Genomic DNA, 15657 nt, shown 5'->3' with positions numbered 1-15657 from the left:
GCTCGCCGCAACCCGATTGGTAGCTTGATGAGACTTCATCAAGACGTGCGGTGGACATTCAGCTCGGACGCTCCAAGACCGTTCGCCGGGCCTATGGAATTGATGAAATTGCACTGGTGCCCGGTGGTCGGACCGTTGACCCAGAGGTAACAGATACGCGCTGGACTCTTGGTGGCATTGAACGGGATATCCCGATCATTGCCAGCGCTATGGACGGCGTGGTCGACGTGGACATGGCTGTGCGGCTCTCCAATCTCGGGGCCCTCGGCGTGCTCAACCTGGAGGGAGTCCAGACCCGCTACGACGATCCCAACGAAGTTCTGGATCGGATTGCAGCCGTTGGCAAGGACGAGTTCGTCCCCTTGATGCAAGAGATCTACAGCCAGCCGGTTCAGGAAAGCCTGATCCGCAAACGCATCGCCGACATCAAGGCCAAGGGAGGAATCGCTGCGGTCAGTGGAACCCCTGTCGCTGCACTGCGCTTTGGAAAAGCCATCGCTGAGGCAGGCGCCGATCTCTTTTTCGTGCAGGCCACGGTTGTGTCCACCAACCACATCGGCCCCGAGGGCCAGGACACGCTCGATCTGGAGGCGCTGTGCAGGGACATGGGTGTCCCCGTGGTCATCGGCAACTGCGTGACCTACGACGTGGCCCTGCAATTGATGCGCGCTGGGGCAGCCGGTGTGATGGTTGGAATCGGCCCTGGAGCCGCTTGCACCTCTCGCGGCGTGTTGGGCGTTGGCATTCCCCAGGCCACTGCAGTCGCCGACTGTGCCGCTGCCCGTGCCGATTACGAAAAAGAGACAGGCCGCTACGTCCCGATCGTGGCCGATGGGGGGATCGTGACCGGTGGCGACATCTGCAAGTGCATCGCCTGCGGCGCTGACGCCGTGATGATCGGCTCACCGATCGCCCGCGCCGAGGAAGCTCCAGGGCGCGGATTTCACTGGGGTATGGCGACACCAAGCCCTGTCCTCCCACGCGGAACACGCATCAACGTGGGAAGCACGGGAAGCATCGAACGGATCCTGCGAGGCCCGGCCAAGCTCGACGACGGCACCCACAACCTGCTGGGCTGCCTCAAAACGTCCATGGGCACCCTTGGAGCCCGCACCATCCAAGACATGCAGAACGTGGAAGTCGTGGTGGCTCCTTCGTTGTTGACGGAGGGCAAGGTGTACCAAAAAGCGCAGCACCTCGGGATGGGCAAATAAGAGAGGGCTAGTGTGAAGAGTGTGCGGGCAATGCCCACACACTCCTCACACCCCCCGGCCCGGCGCGCTCGGGCTTTCACTCTTCCTGCGAGAACCATCACAGATCCCATCGCTGCAGCGATCTGGACTGTTGAGTCGGTTCAACGTTGCTAAGTTTCAACCACATCATTTCGACCATATGTCCAGCGCCGCTGCGGTTACTGACGCCTCTTTCGAGCAGGACGTCCTGCAGAGCGACGTCCCGGTTCTGGTCGACTTCTGGGCACCCTGGTGTGGCCCCTGCCGCATGGTGGCTCCCATCGTCGAAGAAATCGCCAAGGAATTCGATGGTCAGATCAAGGTCTTCAAGCTGAATACCGATGAAAACCCTAATGTCGCCAGTCAGTACGGCATCCGCAGCATCCCAACGTTGATGGTGTTCAAAGGCGGCCAGAAGGTCGACACCGTTGTGGGTGCTGTTCCCAAGGCAACCCTCTCCGGCACGATCTCGAAGTATCTCTGATCCCCACATCAGCAGGGGGGGGACAGTGGATTGGGGCTTCATCTCGGTCTGATTGATTACGGCATGGGCAATCTCCACTCGGTGGAGAAGGCCTTCAACCGCCTGGGTCATCAACCCAGTCGCGTCGTCAACCCCAGCGATCTCGATGGTTGCGATGCTTTGGTTCTGCCTGGCGTCGGATCCTTCGATCCAGCCATCGACAATCTTCAATCCACCGGTCTGATCCCCGATCTGAAACGCTGGAATGAGGCCGACCGGCCCTTGCTCGGCATTTGTCTTGGACTCCAATTGCTGTTCGAGTCCAGTGCCGAGGGCCGTCTTGAGGGTCTCGGACTGATCAAAGGCCACGTGGAACGTTTGCCCATCGGGGCTGGAGCCCGGATTCCGCACATGGGATGGGCACCTCTGGACCTGAGGCGAGCCAACCCAATGCTCGCGGCTGCGGACCCTTTGGCTTGGGTTTACTTCGTTCACAGTTATGCCGCTGTGCCGGAGCGACCCGAAACACTGGCTGCAGCAGCATCCTTTGGGAGCTCCTCCGTCACCGCAATGGTGTGGCAGCGCCGATTGGGCGCTTGCCAGTTCCACCCGGAAAAATCATCAGACAGCGGTAGCGCGATGCTGAAGCGTTGGCTGGATTGGCTCCAACGTGGAGCCCCGATCGGTTGATGCAGGGAGCAGGTCAATTGCGCCTGATCAGTGGCCGACGACTGCTCAGCCCCCGTGGAAGCGGAACTAGACCGACAACATCCCGCGTGCGGGAAGCGGTGATGAACATTGTTCGTCCACGGTTGCTGGACTGCCGCTGGCTGGACCTCTGTAGTGGAAGTGGCGTCATGGCCTGCGAGGCAATCGAACGCGGGGCTCGTTCGGTGACCGCTGTGGAAAAAGACCCGCGCTGCGCCAGCATCTGCGAACGCAATCTCATGGAAGTTGCCCAGTCAGGCTCAAGGCGTGCCGACGTGACCGTCGTGAAACGCGACCTGATGATCTGGCTTCAACAGGACTGGAGACAGGAGGGGTTTGATTTGATTTATTTCGATCCTCCCTATGACGGAGGGCTTTACTCAAAAACACTCTCACTCCTGGCAAACCAGGAATGGCTCCGACCTGATGGTTTATTGATCTGTGAACATCCTTCCGATCAACCACTTGATCCGGGGGGGCAATGGACCGTGATGGATCGTCGTCGCTACGGCAGCAGTTCGCTGGTGATGATCAGCCGCCCAGAGCGCTGCCGCCGCGACGGTACTGATTCCAGGCAGCCACGAACAGACCCAGAAGCGTGACGGGGATCAGACCCAAAACTATGCCGCACAGCAGGGGTTCGATCATGGAGGTCGCACCGGGAAGCAGGATTAAGCACAATTCTTCCATGAGCAACCCACAGTTGTGATCGAGCCGACATCAACTGCAACGGAACAGCAAGAGTCCGGCAGGGGATTGATCACTGCCCTGGTGGTGCTGGCAGCGTCAGCCTGCGCAGTCCTCTTGATCTGGGTGATCAACGGGGCACAACAGGATCCCTACGTCCGGGCCAGCCTTGAACTTCAAGGAGATCCCGACCATGGCGGCCAACTGTTCCGCATCAACTGTGCGGGCTGCCATGGTCTGGCAGGGCAGGGACTGCTGGCACCCAAACTGGCCGGCATCAGCGAGCGGATGCGTGATCCAGCTCTGATCCATCAAATCGTGAGCGGTGACACGCCGCCGATGCCGAGTTTCCAGATGGAGCCGGCATCGATGGCTGATCTGCTCAGTCACCTGCACAAGCTGAGTTGACCGTCGTCGTTGTCCTCGTCGAGCCTGCCGGGCCTCTGAACATCGGAAGTGTGGCCAGGCTCTGCGCCAATTTCGGCGTTGACGCTCTGCGCCTGGTGAATCCCCGTTGTGAGGTTCTCTGTGACGATGCACTCCGGATGGCCGTCCATGCCACCCCCCTGCTACGGCAGGCCACCATCCACCCTGATCTGGAAGCTGCCATTGGCGACTGCAGTCGGGTGATTGCGACCTGTGGCCGACTGGATCACGGGGGCATACCGCTGCAAACCCCAGACACAGCGATCAACTGGCTTTTGGCCGGAGATCCCCCTCATGCCCTGGTGTTTGGCCGAGAAGACCGCGGCCTCACCAACGATGAACTCCGACTGTGCCAGCGGGTTCTGACGCTGCACAGCCAGGCGGCCTACCCCTCGCTGAATCTGTCTCACGCTGTCGCCGTGGTGCTGCACGACCTGGCTCGACATCAGCTGCAGGCCCGTGCTCCCCAGGCCAAAGATCCGTCACCAGCCCCTGCCGCGGATTTGACAGGGTTGCTGGACGATGCCGCCGAGCTGCTGCTGGAAGCCGGATTCCTCCTGCCCCACACCCGGGCAGCGCGCATGGGCAAGGTTCGGGATCTCTTGCAACGTGCGACCTGCAGAGCGGAGGAGGTCGCATTGTTCCGAGGCATGGTGCGACAACTGCGCTGGGCCATCCGGGCCGACCGCCCCTAATCTCACCCGAGATCCCGACCACGACGCGCTTGAGCAACAGCCGTCCATCTCGTCGTTCTCCGGGATGGGGAACTCCGCTTCGCCTTCTCCTGCGGCTGATGGTGCTGGGGATTGGACTAGGGGTTCTGACGGGTTCAGCGCTGCGATGGTTCGCCCCGCAGGTGCAACGTCAAACCCTCAACCTGCCGAGCTTGCTCCAGCTAGCCGAGACCGTTGAGGAAGAGACGCCTGCCCAGAACAAAAACAAACCTGAGACGAACTTAAAGCCTGTGGTGGGTCGTTTCCAGCCGACCCGAGAAATCCCTGAACTCTCCGCACGCTGGCGCACCATCGCGGCCACGCAGAAGGATCTTCAGACCAGCGCCTACATGCTGATCCTCGACGACGGCCGCTTCGCCCAGATGCATGCCGATCGCCCAATGCCGGCGGCCAGCTCCATCAAAACGCCGATCCTGCTTGCAGCGCTGCAACAGGTCGACGCCGGTGATCTGCATTGGAATGAGCCGCTTGTGCTGACCAAGGAGCTGGTCGGGGGCGGCGCCGGTTGGATGGCATCCCGACCGCTCGGAAGCCGTTTCCCCACACGCGTCGCAGCGACCGAAATGATTCGCGTCAGCGACAATTCCGCCACCAATCTCCTGATCGAGCGGGTGGGAGGTCAGCAGACCATCAACCAGCGATTCGATGACCTCGGCTTAAGGGCCACCGAAGTCAACAACTGGCTGCCCGATCTGGATGGCACCAACACGACAAGCGCTCATGACCTCAGCCGCAGCATTGCGCTGGTTGATACAGGTGAAGCCCTGAGCCTGCGCAGCCGCGATTTGTTCAGAGAGGTCATGGGCAGTTCCGTGACCAACACGCTCCTGCCCACTGGATTGATGCAAGGGCTTGGAGGTGCCCAGGGAGCACCGGATTCCACTCTGGCCAGCAAGGGGTACCGGGTCTACAACAAGACCGGCGACATCGGCATCGCCTATGCCGATGCCGGCTTGATCGAACTGCCCGATGGCCGGCGCGCCGTTGCAGGTTTTCTGGTGAAGGGTCCGTTCAACGACCCAAGGTCCACCAATCTGATCCGTGCCCTGGCAGCCGCCATGGCCCCCCACCTCAAGCCAGAACCGGCTCCGCCGCGCCGGACCGCCTCTCCATCGCAGGAGTCCACACCATGAGATCGCTCTTTCTTGTTGGTGCCTTGATCGCCAGCCTTTCAACGGGCGTGACTCCTTGTGCCGCCGACGACGTCATCCGCCGGCAACAGAGCATCCGGTCGCTTCCGGGGCAACTGGATGCCGTGCTGATGGTGAACGACAACAACCCCGAACTGATCAAAGAAGACGGCATCCTTCTTTCCACCTTTGCCAACGCTGGGGATGCCTCAATCTCCGTGGACCTGAACGGCCGCTTCGATCTGTTCAGCCATCACGTCTATGCAGGCACGGATGACACCCTCGACTCCACCTTGTGGCTGGCCTTGTTGATGGCACCCATCGGTGATGAGGACGTCACGCTCACACTGATCGAAGGAAGCACCTCCCTCTCCCAGGCCACCCAGCCGGGCCAGACCGCAGCCCCGTTTCTACCGCTGCCACCGCTGATGCGGGAAACCAGCGACGTGCTGGCCGCTGGTCCTGGCAGCCGGGTTGCTAGAGACTTGCTGAAGGGCCGACAAGCCCCTGAACTGTCGCAACGACGCTGGACTCTCAAGCCCGGCACCCCAACGGTTGTGCTGAAGCTGCCCATTCCGGTGCAGGGGCTCGACCCCCTGCTCAATGGCCGCAACCTTCAACTGCGTCTGCACAGCTCGGCGCCGGTGGCCCTGGCCACCCTGGCGGCCCACGGTGATAGCCATCAAGCCCCAGACGACAAGGAGTGGATTGACCTGCTCAACAGCGGTGAGCTCAGCGGCAAGGAACACAGCCCCACCCCTCGCGGCAGCAAGGGAAAGATCATTTATTCCCGCGTCAGCGGTGTGCAGATCGGCAGCCGTTGGCAAGCCCGCATCACGGACCCCGGCAGCGAGACCCTGTCGATTCAGAACGCGCCTGTGTCCTGGCCGATCAGCAGCCTTGAGCGCGGCAGTTTGGGCACAGCTCAGGTGCAGACGGCAGAGCTGCAAGCCCTTTATCCCGAAACAGCCTGGGCCGCCCACGGGAACTACGGTGTCGAATACGACCTGACCCTGCCACTCCAAAACAGGGGATCAGCAGCGCAGACCCTGAGCCTGGCCCTCGAATCCCCCTTAAAAACCGATCAGGCCTCCGATGCCCTGCAGTTCCGCAGCAGCCTTTCGGGTCCCGTGATGTTCCGTGGGCCGGTCGAGGTGGCTGGCCTTGATGACAACGATGGCAGCCCCTACGGACGGCAGACCGTGCATCTGGTGCTCCGCCAGGGACAGGAGGGACCATCCCTCGGTCAAGTCACGCTCAAGCCTGGCGAAGCGCGGGAGGTACAGATTCGACTGATCTACCCAGCCGATGCAACGCCGCCTCAGGTGCTCACCGTTCGGCCTGTGAAACAATCCTGATCGCAACAGTGATTCGGCCGTGACAGCACCCCGGAAGCGCAGGGTTTTTCCGTTTACCGCTGTGATCGGTCAGGAAGAGATGAAGCTTGCGCTTCTGCTCAATGTGATCGATCCCCGCATCGGCGGCGTGATGATCATGGGTGACAGGGGCACAGGCAAATCCACCACGATCCGAGCGCTGGCGGACCTCCTGCCGGACATCGAGGTGGTGGCTGGAGACCCTTACAACAGTTCATCCACAGATCCCGATCTGCAGAGCAGCGAGGTGCGGGAACGGATGGAACGCGGCGACTCCATCTCAACAGAACCACGCCAGGTGCCCATGGTGGATTTGCCGCTGGGAGCCACGGAGGATCGTCTCTGCGGAACGATTGACATCGAGAAGGCCCTCAGCGAGGGCGTGCGTGCCTTTGAGCCCGGCCTGCTGGCCAAGGCCAACCGCGGCCTGCTTTATGTGGATGAGGTGAACCTGCTGGATGACCATCTGGTGGATGTTCTGCTCGATTCCGCTGCTTCGGGTTGGAACACGGTGGAACGTGAGGGCGTGTCCGTGCGCCATCCAGCCCGCTTCGTGCTGATCGGCTCCGGCAACCCTGAGGAGGGCGAACTGCGGCCGCAGCTGCTCGATCGTTTCGGCATGAGTGTGGAGGTGAGCACGGTGCGTGATCCTGAACTACGGGTCCAAGTGGTGGATCAACGCACAGCCTTCGACAGCGACCCCGACGGGTTCAGTACGGCGGTGGAAGCCAACCAGGACGCCCTGCAGCAGCGGGTCGTGGAGGCCCAGCAGCGCCTGGGACAGGTGAGCATCGATGACGACCTGCGCCTGCGGATCTCCGCTGTCTGCGGCGAGCTGGATGTGGATGGACTGCGGGGTGACATAGTCACCAACCGCGCCGCTCGAGCCTTGGCCGCGTTTGAGGGCCGCACGGAGGTCAGCGAAGAGGATGTCGCCAGGGTGGCCTCCTGCTGCCTGCGCCACCGCCTGCGTAAGGATCCTTTGGAGCAGGTGGATTCCGGCGATCGGGTGGTGAAGGTCTTCTGCAAGGTGTTCGAGCGCAGCGAAAGCAGCGACCGGGCCGACTTTGAACTGGCCCTGGTGGCCTGATTAGAGCCGAATCGATGCGGATCCTCGGGATCGATCCGGGCCTTGCTCGGGTGGGCTACGGGGTGATTGACACCAGCGGCGGGCATCAGCGCATGCTGGATTGTGGAATCATCCGCACCGACCCCGGCCGCAGCGACGGTGAACGCATGGTGGAGATTGCCAGCGACCTGCGGCAACTGATCCGTGCCTGGCGACCGGAGCTCGCGGCCGTGGAGAAATTCTTCTTCTACCGCTCCAGTAACACCATCAACGTGGTGCAGGCCAGGGGGGTGGTGATGATGACCTTGGCCCGATTCAAGGTGCCGGTGGTGGAGTTCCCACCGATGCAGATCAAGCTGGCGCTGGCCGGTTTCGGCCATGCCGAAAAAGATGAAGTGCTAGAGGCGGTGATGCGAGAGCTTGATCTGACCGAACCGCCGCGGCCGGATGATGCTGCCGATGCCCTGGCGGTGGCCCTTACGGGCTGGTTTCAGCGATGACCACCAAACAGGATTGTCGTGGCCACTTTCGAGAGAGACGTCAGCAGCAGATCTCACTCGGTTCAGCGATCTACCGGCAGGTGCTGACCATGGTTCAGCGCTCGCCGCTACGGCCGGGGTATCTGGGGTTGTATTGGCCGCTGAGCAGTGAGGTGGATCTACGGCCCATCCGCGCCATCACCCCAAACGCTGTTGCACTGCCGGTCGCGGACGGCTCCGGTGGACTCCAGTACCGGTGCTGGGGAGACACGCCCTTGCAAGCCGACGGCTGCGGCATCCCCGCTCCAACGAACGCACCGGCCCTGAGCCCGGACAAGCTCAGCCTCTTGCTCGTCCCTGCGCTGGCCATCGACCACAGCGGTATCCGGCTGGGGTATGGCGGTGGTTACTACGACCGCTTGCGGGCCGATCCGCTCTGGGCAGCCGTGCCGGCCTGGGTGGTGCTTCCCTCCGCCTGCATCAGTTCCGAACCCTTGCCCCGTGACACATGGGATGTGCCCTTCACTGGCTGGATCACGGAACACGGACCTGGTCAGCCCAGTTGATGCAGCGCACCATGGGCCCACCCCTCGACACCATCCATGCTGCGTCTGCTGGCTTCCGTTCTGCTGCTGGGCACCACGTCGGCACTGCCGGCTGGCGCCCATCAGATCGAGAGCGCTTTGACCTACCTCAAAGGCAACCTTGAACTGAGCAGCAGCTTTTCCAACGGTGAGCCCACCCAAGGTGCCGTCGTTCGACTGCTGAATCCTGATGGAACGCCACAGCGGGAACTGGGAAGCACCGATGCCAGTGGCCGCTTGCTGATTGACCTCAGCGATGTGGCTGATGGGGTGTTGGACCTGCAGGTGGATGGAGGTCCTGGCCACAGGGATTACCTGGAACTGCCGGTGAACAGCGGTCAGGTGGATCTTGATCAAGTGGTATCACTCCCGCTCTCGCTGATGCTGGTGGGGCTGCTCGTTAACGTGCGACGTCGATCCGACTGAACACCTCAATGGCCACCAGCAGCGGCAGTGACGCCCTCGACCGGATGGTGGACAAGCTGGCTGGCACGCCGGATCCCAAGCGGAGATATGAATACGTTCTCTGGTTGGCCAAGAAGCTGAAGCCTCTTCCCATCGAGCAGCAGACCGAGGCGATCAAGGTGAAGGGTTGTGTGTCCCAGGTGTTTGTTCAGGGGGTTCTCGACCAGGGGGTGATGCATTGGCAGGGGGATTCCGATGCCCTCATCACCAAGGGGCTGTTGGCGTTGTTGATCCAAGGCCTGGATGGCCTCACCCCTGAGCAGGTGCAGGCTGTGGATCCCGCGTTCATCGCTGCCACCGGCCTTCAGGCCAGCCTCACCCCCTCCAGGGCAAACGGATTTCTCAACATCCTGCGCACCATGCAGTCCCAGGCAAAGCACCTTGCGAACGAATAAGACGCTCGCCGATTCATAGAGTCGCTGCAGACTTCCAACACGGTTCACGGGGAATGGGCGCACGGATCGGCGTAGGTCTTTTGGGGCTGGGCACCGTTGGCGGCGGGGTGGCTGAAATTCTGTTGAATCCAGAGGAGCGTCATCCTTTGGTTGCCGATCTGGACCTGATTCGTGTGGCCGTCCGGAACGTCAACCGCCCTCGCACGGTTGAGTTGTCCGATGCCGTGCTGACCACCGATCCCAGCGAGGTGGTCAACGACCCGAATGTGGATGTGGTGGTGGAGGTGATCGGTGGCATTGAACCGGCCCGCAGCTTGATCCTTCAGGCCATCGCCAATGGCAAGTCAGTGGTGACCGCCAACAAAGCGGTGATCGCGCGCCATGGCCCCGAAATTGCCAGCGCTGCCAAAGCAGCAGGGGTCTACGTGCTGATTGAAGCGGCAGTCGGCGGTGGCATCCCGATCATCGAACCCCTGAAGCAATCCCTCGGCGGCAACAGGATCAATCGGGTGAGCGGCATCATCAACGGCACCACCAACTACATCCTCACGCGAATGGCGAATGAGGGGGCTGCCTACGCCGATGTGCTGGCTGAAGCCCAGCGACTCGGCTATGCGGAAGCCGACCCTGCGGCCGATGTGGATGGTCTCGATGCCGCAGACAAGATCTCCATCTTGTCCGCCCTCGCCTTTGGCGGAACCGTGGACCGCGATGCCCTCCCCACGACTGGCATCAGTGCACTGCAGGGCCGTGATGTGGAGTACGCGCGACAACTGGGCTATGGCGTGAAATTGCTTGCTGTTGCCGAACGCCTTGCTGGCCAGGGTGATCCCTTACCGCTGTCCCTGCGAGTGCAACCGACCCTGGTACCCAGCGATCACCCACTGGCCGGAGTCAATGGCGTCAACAACGCCATCCTTGTGGAGGGGGACCCCATCGGACGGGTGATGTTCTACGGCCCCGGAGCAGGGGCCGGACCAACGGCATCGGCTGTTGTGGCCGACATCCTCAACATCGCCGGCATCCGCCAGGCCAGTGGCGATCAGGGGCCAGTGGACCCGCTGTTGGCGGCAGGCAGCTGGAGACCGTGCGTTCTGGCGGACAGCGGAGACATCCGGCAGCGCCACTATGTGCGGTTCAACACGGAAGATGCTCCCGGCGTGATCGGCAAGGTGGGTGGCCGTTTCGGCGACGCGGGCGTTTCCATTCAATCGATTGTTCAATTCAACGCCAGTGAGGCCGGCGCAGAAATCGTTGTGATCACCCATGAAGTCAGTCAGCGCAAGGTGATCGCAGCCCTCGATGCCATCACTTCTCTCGATGAAGTCTCGGGACTGGCGGCTCACCTGGGCTGTCTCTGAGAACCAATCCACACCATCGGGGCCCATTCAGTGTCAAGATCTCCAACAGAAGGAGTCAGCGTCCGCTGATTCATGCATGAAGTGTTCATGTCAAACGTCGCCGCTGCCGCTGTTGTTCAAGGCTGCAGGCTCCTCGAGCCTTCAGACGTCATGGAGATTCAGCAGGGAGATCAGGTCAACCTGTACAGCGATGCCGGGACATTCCAGGTGATTGGTGTCGACGGTGAGCATGACCGCTGCTGGGTCCGTCGTTGGCCGATGGAACCGAAATTGGGATCTCCGGTCTTCGAGGTGTCATTGCACCAGATCTCAGCGGTTGGCCTTTAAATATTCAAGGTCAGCCCCCGGTTGTCTTGAAGATTGCAGACCGACAGCTGACCAGATCCTGGTTGGTAGCATTCGGCACCGCGCTTTTCAGCCTTTCGCAACTGGGATGTCAGCCCATTGCAACTGGGAACCGTCTGACAGTTGCATCCGCGGGAAAGATCAGTTCCCTCGATCCGGCCCAGGCCAGCACCGTCAACACCATCCAGCTGCTCAGTGCCCTGGGCGATCCGCTTTACAGCCTTGATGGCAACGGAGAGTTGATTCCACGGCTGGCGGAGGCGTCACCGATCGTCAGCCCCGATGGGCTGACGGTGACCATCCCTTTGCGCAGGGATGTGCTGTTCCACGACGGAACTCGGTTTGATGCTGAGGCCATGGCCTTCAGCCTGCGACGGTTTCTGGAGATCGGCACCCTCAGCTATGTGGTGGGTGGACGGATCAGGTCCGTCGAGGTCGCCGCAGACCATCAACTTGTGCTCAGGCTGAGCCGCCCCTCCACCTCTCTGGAGGGTCTGCTGACCTCAGTGAACCTCACACCTGTGTCTCCCACGGCCTACGCCCAGCATCGCGACGGTTTTCTCCATGACCGCTTTGTTGGCACGGGTCCTTATCGGCTGACCGACTTCAGTGAGCACCAGCAGCGGCTCGAGCCCTTCGAGCAGTACTGGGGCGAACCTCCCGCCAACCCAGGGCTCGATCTGATCACACTCAGCAACTCCACAGCGCTCTATGGCGCCTTACGCAGCGGCGAGGTAGACGTGCTGCTCTCACCCTCCATCGATGAAGACCAGCGCCATGCCCTGCATGAAAAAGCTCAGGAGGGCCAGCTACTGGAAGCCATTGGCCCAGCCACGGAGATCGGCTACATCACGTTGCTGAGCAACGTGTCACCGCTCAAGGACCCACTCCTGAGACAGGCGCTGGCCCTGAGCATCAACCGCCAGGAGATCAGCGAGCGGGTGAGCTACGGATTGCGGCGACCACTGCGATCACTTGTACCTCCCAGCATCTCTGGTGCTCGCAGCAGCAGCTGGCCTGCTCACGACCCGACAGCGGCCCGGGCGTTGTTGAACGCTGCGGGATTCTGTTCAGGCCAACCCCTGCGGATTCCGCTCACCTTCCGCTCCAACGTTCCCGCCGACAAGTTGCTGGCCCTCACCTGGCAGGCACAGGTGAAGCGGGATCTGTCGGACTGCCTTGTCCTGGAGCTCGACGGCGTGGAGTCGACCACGATTTATCGCCAGCTGGGCGAGGGAGCCTTCAAAGCGGTGATGCTCGACTGGAGGGGCAGTTACCCCGATCCGGAGGCCTACCTCACGCCCCTACTGAGTTGCTCATCCCCCCAGGGCGACGTCTGCCTGGAAGGGGAAGCCAGCATCAGCGGCAGTTTCTGGAGCACGAAGGGGTTGCAGGAGACGCTGAACAGGAGTGATCGCCTGCGAGGGGCCGAACGCAACCGGGAGTTGCAGCGCATCGAGACAATCACCGCCAAAGGAGCGGCCTACATTCCGGTGTGGCTGGAAGCACCACGGGCCTGGAGCCAAACCAGCCTTGAACAGCCACGTTTCGATGGCAGCGGCCACCTCTTGTTGGCACAGCTGAGGGAGTTGTCCTGATGGCACGCGCTCGCGCACTGCTGAGGTACAGCGCCACCCGGCTGGGGCTGGCACCGGTGATGCTCTGGTTGATCGCGACGCTGGTGTTCCTGCTGCTGCGAGTCGCCCCTGGAGATCCGGTGGATGCCGTACTGGGGAGCCGTGCTCCTGCGGCCGCCAAGGCTGCGATGCGTGCTCGCCTCGGCCTCGATCAATCATTGCTGGATCAATACATCCACTACCTGCATGGCCTGATCCAAGGCGACCTCGGACAGGGGTTGATCAACCAGGAACCGGTCAGCAACATCATCAACCGAACCCTCCCGGCCAGCCTTGAGTTGAGTGTGGTGGCCCTGGTTGTTGCAGCGATCGTTGGCCTCAGCATTGGCTTCAGCGGTATCGCCCGCCCGGAAGGCAAGCTCGATCTCGCTGGACGTCTTTACGGTCTTGGCACTTACGCACTACCGCCGTTCTGGGTGGCGATGCTGGTGCAACTGCTGTTCGCCGTCAGTCTGGGTTGGCTCCCTGTAGGAGGCCGCTTTCCCCCCAGCCTGATGCCCCCGCAGGGCAGCGGTTTTTATCTGATTGACAGCATGGTTGACCTGGATTGGACTGCTTTGAGGGGCACCATCCGGCACCTTGTGCTCCCCGCTGGAACTCTGGCCCTGCTGCTGAGCGGCACCTTCACAACGGCGCTGCGCCTCAACCTCAGGCGCACCCTGCGCGGTGACTATGTCGAGGCGGCCCGCAGCCGAGGGCTGAGTGAAACGCAGGTGGTGCTGCGCCATGGGCTTCCCAATGCCCTGCTGCCTGTGCTCACGATTGCCGGCATCACCGTGGCCTCCCTGATCGGCGGAGCCCTGCTGATCGAGGTGACCTTTTCCTGGCCTGGCATCGCCCTCCGCCTGCAGGAGGCCATCAACCAGCGCGACTATCCCGTCGTTCAAGGCATCGTGGTTGTGATTGCGGCCATGGTGGTGCTGGTGAGTGTGGCCGTGGATCTACTGGTGGCGGCTCTGGATCCGAGGATCCGCTATTGATGCCGAGCGGAAAGATCTGCGGCTGTCTCAGGGTTGAGCCGATGCCATCGCACCTCACCGCGACTGAAGTGTTGCGACTCCGTACCTGACGCACCTGCGGCAACCGCCTCGAGAAAATCGATGATCTCGACACCGATCACAGCCTGAACGCTGATCGGATCCCTGCCCACGAGCTCCTCGCCCAGCTGGAACAGATCATCGTTCTGCTGTACGGCCATCGGTTCACCGACGCGGATTGGTGAAAAATGGCTGGCACCTTCCACCACAACAACACGGCTGCTGGGGTGGCTGGCCAGAGCCGAGAACACCCCCAGCTGTTCATCCAGCGGAGGCGTGATCAGATCCAACGTTCCCCCCAGCAGCAGCAAAGGGACCGGCCACCGGCTGGGTTGACCCGGTGCCCAGACAAGGCTCCCAAGGCTGTTGAGTCCCACCACTGCAGCGGGTTCGAGACTGTCCGCCCCCCAACGCAGTGCCTTGCCCTCCGCCAACTCACATTGGAGCAAGCGGGAGAGATTGGTCAGGGGGAGGTCTTTCAGCGCCCGACGGCAACGGGCGCCAATGCCCTCTTGGGGCTTCGCCCCTGCCGCAAGCAGCGCGGTAAGCGCACCGAGGGAATGGCCTGCAATCACCACCCTCTCACCCGTCAACGGAAGACGCTGGTCGTTCTGAGCCCGCAGCACTCCGGCCAGGTCTTGCAATCGTTGCTCGAGAGCCCGTGTTCCATCGAAGGGCTGTCGCCCCTGAAGCAGGGCCTGCACAGCAGCGGCATCACTGCCTGGATGCTCAAGCAGCGCAACAGGCCAACCGGCCCCGGCCACGCGACGAGCTAACCAGTGGAAGTGCTCAGGATTTCCCCCTAGTCCCGGCATGAACACCAGCCACAGTCCGTCCCGGCGCTGATCAACCGGAACCCAGGTCTCCACTTGAAGGGGCCTGGTGCGATGGGGCAGGCGGATTGGATGCTGGCTCTGCTGAAAGGCCAGAGAGGAGTTGGAGGAGCGGGTTTCGGGTGCCCGCGAGCTCGAAAGCAACGCCTCTCGCCCGAGATCCTGCAGCAACCCCTGGTGACGCTTCAACTGCCGCCGCCAACGCGAGGACGCCAGCACCAAAGCATCGAGGTCAAGCCTCAACTGCTGACCAGGCAAAGCCTGCAGCAGGTCGAGGGTGGTCACCTCGGCACTGTTGACCAACAGCTGCTCCAGGGTTTCCAGCACCTGCTGACTATCGACTGGTTCACCTCCCTCGAGCCGGATCAGCTCTCCGAGGGCCTCCAACAGAGGGTGTGCTGCCCAGCTGCGCAGCAATTGCTGCCCGAAACTGCGCCTAGTCAACACCGGTGCCACTAAGAGACGACTCAGCCCCTCACGGCTTTCGCTGTCCAGCAGCTGCATCCAGGTCGCGAGTTCCGAGCGGGGGTCGTCTGACGAACTCACCCAGGCAACCAGGTCGTCGACATCGAGGGGAAGAACGATGCCATCGATGCTGACTTCCAGACGTTCAGCTGATCGTGCAGGCCACGGTGTGAGCTGCAGGGCCAGCAGACTGCCTAACAATCCAGCCACGAGGCATCGTCCTGAGAAGCG

The 15657-nt window shown here is 61.9% G+C and carries 18 protein-coding genes and 1 pseudogene; 17 read left to right on the top strand and 2 right to left on the bottom strand.

From position 1 onward, the window contains the following. Positions 1-50 precede the first annotated feature (50 nt). The 4 genes and pseudogenes from TX72_RS03535 to rsmD all read left to right on the top strand — a co-directional run. Positions 51-1214 (top strand): GuaB3 family IMP dehydrogenase-related protein, encoded by a 1164-nt coding sequence (locus TX72_RS03535; protein ID WP_011127590.1) that lies wholly within the window; start codon positions 51-53, stop codon positions 1212-1214. 178 nt (positions 1215-1392) lie between these two features. Next, positions 1393-1716, top strand: a complete 324-nt coding sequence (gene trxA, locus TX72_RS03530; RefSeq protein ID WP_006851354.1) for a thioredoxin — start codon at positions 1393-1395, stop codon at positions 1714-1716. Positions 1717-1746: 30 nt separating this feature from the next. After that, on the top strand, positions 1747-2385 hold the full coding sequence (gene hisH, locus TX72_RS03525) for an imidazole glycerol phosphate synthase subunit HisH (RefSeq protein ID WP_011127589.1): 639 nt from the start codon (positions 1747-1749) through the stop codon (positions 2383-2385). Next, positions 2385-2921: pseudogene (gene rsmD / locus TX72_RS03520) on the top strand (16S rRNA (guanine(966)-N(2))-methyltransferase RsmD); the annotation flags it as partial. The gene hisH and the pseudogene rsmD, both read left to right, overlap by 1 nt. Before the next feature lie 13 nt (positions 2922-2934). Here the strand turns inward: rsmD and petG are convergent. Further along, positions 2935-3051, bottom strand: coding sequence for a cytochrome b6-f complex subunit V (gene petG, locus TX72_RS14670; RefSeq protein WP_009790260.1), 117 nt, complete (start codon positions 3049-3051; stop codon positions 2935-2937). 57 nt (positions 3052-3108) lie between these two features. On the opposite strand from petG, the gene TX72_RS03515 reads away from it, so the two are divergent. The 13 genes from TX72_RS03515 to TX72_RS03455 all read left to right on the top strand — a co-directional run bounded on the left by TX72_RS03515 (position 3109) and on the right by TX72_RS03455 (position 14071). Next, entirely contained in the window at positions 3109-3498 is a 390-nt protein-coding gene (locus TX72_RS03515) for a c-type cytochrome (protein ID WP_011127587.1), read from the top strand. Beyond that, positions 3495-4211 (top strand): RNA methyltransferase, encoded by a 717-nt coding sequence (locus tag TX72_RS03510; RefSeq protein WP_011127586.1) that lies wholly within the window; start codon positions 3495-3497, stop codon positions 4209-4211. The genes TX72_RS03515 and TX72_RS03510 overlap by 4 nt, the downstream gene beginning before the upstream one ends. 29 nt (positions 4212-4240) lie before the next feature. Continuing rightward, positions 4241-5383, top strand: coding sequence for a serine hydrolase (locus TX72_RS03505; RefSeq protein WP_011127585.1), 1143 nt, complete (start codon positions 4241-4243; stop codon positions 5381-5383). Beyond that, complete coding sequence (locus TX72_RS03500; RefSeq protein ID WP_011127584.1) at positions 5380-6738, top strand: DUF3370 domain-containing protein; 1359 nt, start codon at positions 5380-5382, stop codon at positions 6736-6738. Before TX72_RS03505 ends, TX72_RS03500 begins: the two co-directional genes overlap by 4 nt. Before the next feature lie 19 nt (positions 6739-6757). After that, complete coding sequence (gene bchI, locus TX72_RS03495; protein ID WP_011127583.1) at positions 6758-7846, top strand: magnesium chelatase ATPase subunit I; 1089 nt, start codon at positions 6758-6760, stop codon at positions 7844-7846. 14 nt (positions 7847-7860) lie between these two features. Beyond that, entirely contained in the window at positions 7861-8325 is a 465-nt protein-coding gene (gene ruvC / locus TX72_RS03490) for a crossover junction endodeoxyribonuclease RuvC (RefSeq protein ID WP_011127582.1), read from the top strand. Next, positions 8322-8870, top strand: a complete 549-nt coding sequence (locus tag TX72_RS03485; protein ID WP_011127581.1) for a 5-formyltetrahydrofolate cyclo-ligase — start codon at positions 8322-8324, stop codon at positions 8868-8870. Before ruvC ends, TX72_RS03485 begins: the two co-directional genes overlap by 4 nt. A 36-nt stretch (positions 8871-8906) precedes the next feature. Continuing rightward, positions 8907-9314, top strand: a complete 408-nt coding sequence (locus TX72_RS03480) for a hypothetical protein (RefSeq protein ID WP_011127580.1) — start codon at positions 8907-8909, stop codon at positions 9312-9314. Between the two features lie 8 nt (positions 9315-9322). After that, positions 9323-9748 carry a SufE family protein gene (locus TX72_RS03475; protein ID WP_011127579.1) on the top strand — a complete coding sequence of 142 codons (426 nt, stop codon included), beginning with the start codon at positions 9323-9325 and terminating at the stop codon, positions 9746-9748. Between the two features lie 53 nt (positions 9749-9801). Continuing rightward, positions 9802-11109: a homoserine dehydrogenase gene (locus tag TX72_RS03470; RefSeq protein ID WP_011127578.1), complete on the top strand. Its 1308-nt coding sequence runs from the start codon at positions 9802-9804 to the stop codon at positions 11107-11109. A gap of 87 nt (positions 11110-11196) precedes the next feature. Next, positions 11197-11436 (top strand): DUF8657 domain-containing function, encoded by a 240-nt coding sequence (locus TX72_RS03465; RefSeq protein WP_011127577.1) that lies wholly within the window; start codon positions 11197-11199, stop codon positions 11434-11436. Between the two features lie 62 nt (positions 11437-11498). Then, entirely contained in the window at positions 11499-13052 is a 1554-nt protein-coding gene (locus TX72_RS03460) for an ABC transporter substrate-binding protein (RefSeq protein ID WP_148228762.1), read from the top strand. Continuing rightward, complete coding sequence (locus TX72_RS03455) at positions 13052-14071, top strand: ABC transporter permease (RefSeq protein ID WP_011127575.1); 1020 nt, start codon at positions 13052-13054, stop codon at positions 14069-14071. The genes TX72_RS03460 and TX72_RS03455 overlap by 1 nt, the downstream gene beginning before the upstream one ends. On the opposite strand, the gene TX72_RS03450 is transcribed toward TX72_RS03455, so the two are convergent. After that, on the bottom strand, positions 14065-15636 hold the full coding sequence (locus TX72_RS03450; protein ID WP_011127574.1) for an alpha/beta fold hydrolase: 1572 nt from the start codon (positions 15634-15636) through the stop codon (positions 14065-14067). The two genes, TX72_RS03455 and TX72_RS03450, sit on opposite strands and share 7 nt — an antisense overlap. Between the last annotated feature and the right edge of the window lie 21 nt (positions 15637-15657).

The organism is Parasynechococcus marenigrum WH 8102, from assembly GCF_000195975.1.
Lineage (GTDB): Bacteria > Cyanobacteriota > Cyanobacteriia > PCC-6307 > Cyanobiaceae > Parasynechococcus > Parasynechococcus marisnigri.
The sequence above is the reverse complement of the archived record's forward strand: the minus strand, read 5'-3'. Positions and strand labels throughout refer to the sequence as shown.

Coding starts and splice junctions, on each gene's coding strand:
- TX72_RS03475 (WP_011127579.1), top strand. CDS start 9,323: ATGGCCACCAGCAGCGGCAGTGACGCCCTCGACCGGATGGTGGACAAG.
- petG (WP_009790260.1), bottom strand. CDS start 3,051: ATGATCGAACCCCTGCTGTGCGGCATAGTTTTGGGTCTGATCCCCGTC.
- ruvC (WP_011127582.1), top strand. CDS start 7,861: ATGCGGATCCTCGGGATCGATCCGGGCCTTGCTCGGGTGGGCTACGGG.
- trxA (WP_006851354.1), top strand. CDS start 1,393: ATGTCCAGCGCCGCTGCGGTTACTGACGCCTCTTTCGAGCAGGACGTC.
- TX72_RS03470 (WP_011127578.1), top strand. CDS start 9,802: ATGGGCGCACGGATCGGCGTAGGTCTTTTGGGGCTGGGCACCGTTGGC.
- TX72_RS03465 (WP_011127577.1), top strand. CDS start 11,197: ATGTCAAACGTCGCCGCTGCCGCTGTTGTTCAAGGCTGCAGGCTCCTC.
- TX72_RS03455 (WP_011127575.1), top strand. CDS start 13,052: ATGGCACGCGCTCGCGCACTGCTGAGGTACAGCGCCACCCGGCTGGGG.
- TX72_RS03500 (WP_011127584.1), top strand. CDS start 5,380: ATGAGATCGCTCTTTCTTGTTGGTGCCTTGATCGCCAGCCTTTCAACG.
- TX72_RS03485 (WP_011127581.1), top strand. CDS start 8,322: ATGACCACCAAACAGGATTGTCGTGGCCACTTTCGAGAGAGACGTCAG.
- TX72_RS03480 (WP_011127580.1), top strand. CDS start 8,907: ATGCTGCGTCTGCTGGCTTCCGTTCTGCTGCTGGGCACCACGTCGGCA.